Here is a 3956-nt window from a genome sequence, read left to right as displayed (position 1 = left end):
TTAAAGTCTTGACCACCCCGCGGTAAGGTTCACCACCCTGTTTTCAGCTTAAGACCATGAACGTCAACAAACGCAACAACGTCAAATCCTTGGGAAACAGCGGGCCAGCGATTTTGTTTGCCCACGGGCTTGGCTGTAGCCAATCCGTATGGAGCCGCATCACGCCCGCTTTCGCTGGCACACATCGCCAAATCTTGTTTGACTATGTTGGAAGCGGCAAGTCGCAGCTATCGGCCTTTAGCGCAGTTCGCTACAGCAGCTTGGCCGGCTACGCGCAAGATGTTCTGGACGTGTGCGAAGCGCAAGGGCTGCAGAGCGGCGTCACATTCGTGGGCCGCTCGGCCAGTTGCAACGTCGGACTGTTGGCTTCGATATCACGCCCTGACTTGTTTGATCGCTTGATATTGGTGGGGCCCACGCCCTGTTTCTTGAACTATCCGCCCGAATATGCCGGAGGCTTCGAGCGTGCCGACCTCCAAGGCCTGTTGTCGCTGATGGATCAGGACTACATCGGCTGGGCCAATCACCTATCGTCCGTGGTGGCGGGTGCCGCGCAGGGCGAAGCGTTGGCTGGTGAGTTTTACGACAGTTTTTGCTCCACGAACCCGGTCGCGATGCGCGTATTTGCGCAAACCACCTTTTTTGCTGATAACCGGGCTGACCTGCCCCAGGTGTCTCGCCCCTGCCTCATTCTTCAGCACCAGGAAGACAGCCTGGTTCCGCTTGCGGTGGGTGAGTATCTGAACCAGCAACTGAAGGGCAGCATCTTGGAAGTCATGGACGTGGCGGGTCACGCTGCTCACATGAGTCACCCCGCGCTGGTGATCGATGCCATGCAGCGCTACATGGCCACAGACCATGCTTGATGTTGATTGGATTAAATCTCCGTCGGCGCGGACAACCAAAGCCAGATCGCCCTGAGTGCGCTGGAGCAGATGGCCCGCATTTATGAGATCGAGCAGGAGGTCAAGGAGCTGAACGCCGAGCAGCGTCTCGCAGTCCGGCGGGAGAGAACAAAGCCACTCCTGGACGCCCTTCACGAACGGATGTCGCTGCAGCGGCGCAAGGTGCCCGACGGATCGGCCACAGCGAAGGCGCTGGACTACAGCCTCAAGCGTTGGATAGCGCTCATCCGCTTTGCAGATGATGGGCAATTCGGTTGACAACAATTGGACCGAGAACCAGATCAGGCCCATCGCCATTGGCAGAAGCAACTGGCTGTTCGCTGGCAGCTTGCGCGCGGGCCAGCGGGCGGCAGCGGCGATGAGCCTGATCCAGTCAGCGCGCATGAACGGGCACGACCCGTATGTCTACCTGCGCGACGTGATGGCACGCCTGCCCATGCAGCGCGCCAGTCAGATCGGTGAGCTGCTGCCACACCGCTAGCAGCGAATCCAGGCCATCTCACTTTAGATTTGGCCGACGGTGAGTTTCACCGTCAGAGGTCTCATACGCAAAGCCTTGGAACTGCGCCCTCCCTCAAAGCTACCAGTGTGTTTGATTTGAGTATTTGTTCGGTTCCAGACAGAACAGTCAATCGAACAGGTCTACAGTCGACAAGGGAATGCAAGACATCCTGTCTTGCGAACCTTGCGGGTTCGCTCCGAGAGGGGTTTTCTCGTGTACCAGGGCTTCCCATGGACAACGCAGAGAACCACCTCATTGAGCGTCTTCCGAAAGCGTTGCGCAAGCGTTTTCTTGCGCTGTGTACCCGGTTCGAGCTGGTGGCATTGTCCGACCTGATCGAGCATGGGGCGCCACTGAGCCACGCGTACTTTCCACGTTCCGGCTTCATTGCGCTGGTGATTGACATCGAGACGCACCCGCCGTTGGCGGTGGGCATGATCGGACCCGAGTCCATGCTAGGGGCGGAATTGGTGCTCGGAGTGGCCAAGACGCCCTGGAGAGCCGTGGTGCAAGGCGCTGGCAATTGCTGGCGCCTGGAAGCGCATGTGTTGCGCAAGACCATAGCCACCATGCCCGAGCTGCGAGAACTGGTGCAAGGCTCTTTGATGGTCCGCCTGCATCAGCAATCACTTGCCACAGCCTGCCAGCGCTTTCACACGATAAGCGAGCGGCTGGCGCGCTGGTTGCTCATGAGCCAGGATCGCTCCCACGCCGACCGGTTTCATGTGACCCAGGACTTCATCGCGCAGATGCTGGGCGTACGGCGCGTGGGAGTGAGCGGGGCAGCCAGCGAATTCCAGCGGCGTGGACTGATTGAATATCACCGCGGTGAGCTCACTGTGCTCGATCGGCTGGGTCTGCAGCAAGCAGCGTGCAACTGCTACGCGGCGGACAAGCGACTGCTCAATGAGTTGATGCCTTCGGGTTCTTGAGGGGCCAAGTTCAGCATTGCAGGCCGCGATAGATTTGGCGAACTGGCGCTGAGGCCGACCAACGCGAGCCATGGGATGGCCGCGCGCTTACGGATGACTGCAGCCACCTTGATACCTGTCATTGATGCCGCCGTGCTGATGGGTGAGCCGATGACAGCTTCGCGCAATGCACTGTGAACCCAGCTCCCGTGCACGACCGACGGCAAGCGCTGCACTATCGACGTTCAACTACGCTCGACGAAGGGCAGCAACGGGCCCTGAAGAGACATTTGATGCGCTCCAAAGCGGGCGTTCGCCGCCAGTCTTAGAGCGCGAAATCACTCACCTATGCGCGTCGGAAACAACTCGGGATCGATAGTCTGAAGCCCGACCATTCCGGTGTTCATGAGCACGTCGGCGAGTTCATCACTGACAGCAAAGCGTTCAATCTCGGCCAAATAGGCAAGCGGCGCGTCACCAATAGCGCCCTCCTTGAGCACAAGATCTTCAATGTCCTCTGCCATACCGAATTCCTCGTCGTAGAACCCGATGACTGAGCGCTCGCGGTCGACGGCACTCTTCAAAATTCTCTGGACATTGAGCGCAAAGTAGCGCCCTACCAGCCGTTCCGAGCCATAGCGTACTTGAAGGGGCAGGTACTCGCACTCGCATTGAAACTCCCTGAATACGTTCACGAGCCGGGCGGAGGCAATCCGGAATTGGACTGTGGACATGAAGTCAGTGAGGCCTCGCGGCCGCTCACGGTCGTCTTCGATATCTACCCGAATCACCGGCCAAGTTGCCGCGTAGGATTTGCCCATGTTCAAGTGGAACCTTTCGTGGCTGTCCCACAGCCGATGAAGGTCCGCGAGATTTGGAGAGGCAATCGGCGTCGGCGTATCTCTAGAAAGGTCGAAGCTGAGAAGTTTCATGATGTCTCTGCGAAGCGATACAGCACTCATACGCGTGCCGCCAAACGGCCTTCAGCGGGCTGGCACGAACTTCCGCTCCTGGCCGAATTCGGCCCCGCAGGAGGGGCGGTAGGGGCCATAGCTTTCAATGCGTCTCGCTCTCTAAAGCGGGCCATGATCCTATATCTGCTTGCAAGCCTAGGTCGCAAGCCATTTTCAGGGGAAATGAGTGCAAAGTTCATCGCGCACAGTTCAGACTGTCCCGCAGGTTCGGCAGGCTAAATTTCGTTAGAGCGTATGGGAGCCGCTAACAACAACTCTGTGCGCCGCCGCGTACGACTGTGGGCAGTATCAGCGGTCATAGTCGACCTGCTTGTATTGGTCGGCTTGATTTCTATCGGACAGATAACCGATTCGCAAGCAAGATCATGGGTCTCTGTTTGGGTTATGTTGCACGAGCCAGCACTAACCTTCGCGGCGGCAGTTCTTCCAGGCCTGCAGGAAGCTCACGGTCATCTCTCGCTCACCTCGTATCTAGCCTTCGGAGTCCTCGCTTTAGGCCAAACCGTCGGCATTGGCGGCCTCCTTGGGTGGATCTATTTATCTTCACGGAAGCGAGGCGCATCCTAAAAGGTCAGCCATGTGGGCACGTCAGTGCGAACAGGGTCCTGCCTCATCTTCAAAAGTTGAGCGTCCGCATTTATCTGCCACCAATGGCAGCTTCTGA

At 58.1% G+C, this 3956-nt stretch carries 3 protein-coding genes and 1 pseudogene; 3 read left to right on the top strand and 1 reads right to left on the bottom strand.

Going from position 1 to position 3956, the window contains the following annotated elements:
* Positions 1-56 precede the first annotated feature (56 nt).
* The 3 genes and pseudogenes from N4G42_RS25155 to N4G42_RS25145 all read left to right on the top strand — a co-directional run bounded on the left by N4G42_RS25155 (position 57) and on the right by N4G42_RS25145 (position 2339).
* On the top strand, positions 57-866 hold the full coding sequence (locus N4G42_RS25155; RefSeq protein WP_057268698.1) for an alpha/beta fold hydrolase: 810 nt from the start codon (positions 57-59) through the stop codon (positions 864-866).
* 33 nt (positions 867-899) lie between these two features.
* Positions 900-1386 (top strand): annotated as a pseudogene (locus N4G42_RS25150) (transposase); the annotation flags it as partial.
* A gap of 251 nt (positions 1387-1637) precedes the next feature.
* Positions 1638-2339: a Crp/Fnr family transcriptional regulator gene (locus N4G42_RS25145; RefSeq protein ID WP_260669133.1), complete on the top strand. Its 702-nt coding sequence runs from the start codon at positions 1638-1640 to the stop codon at positions 2337-2339.
* 317 nt (positions 2340-2656) lie between these two features.
* Here the strand turns inward: N4G42_RS25145 and N4G42_RS25140 are convergent, their stop codons facing one another.
* The gene (locus N4G42_RS25140) at positions 2657-3250 is read right to left on the bottom strand and encodes an imm11 family protein (RefSeq protein ID WP_260669132.1); all 594 of its coding nucleotides are present in this window, start codon (positions 3248-3250) and stop codon (positions 2657-2659) included.
* Positions 3251-3956 lie beyond the last annotated feature (706 nt).

Source organism: Acidovorax sp. K2F (assembly GCF_025246485.1).
In the GTDB taxonomy this organism is placed as follows: domain Bacteria; phylum Pseudomonadota; class Gammaproteobacteria; order Burkholderiales; family Burkholderiaceae_C; genus Acidovorax; species Acidovorax delafieldii.
This window is presented reverse-complemented; position numbering and strand designations above follow the sequence as displayed.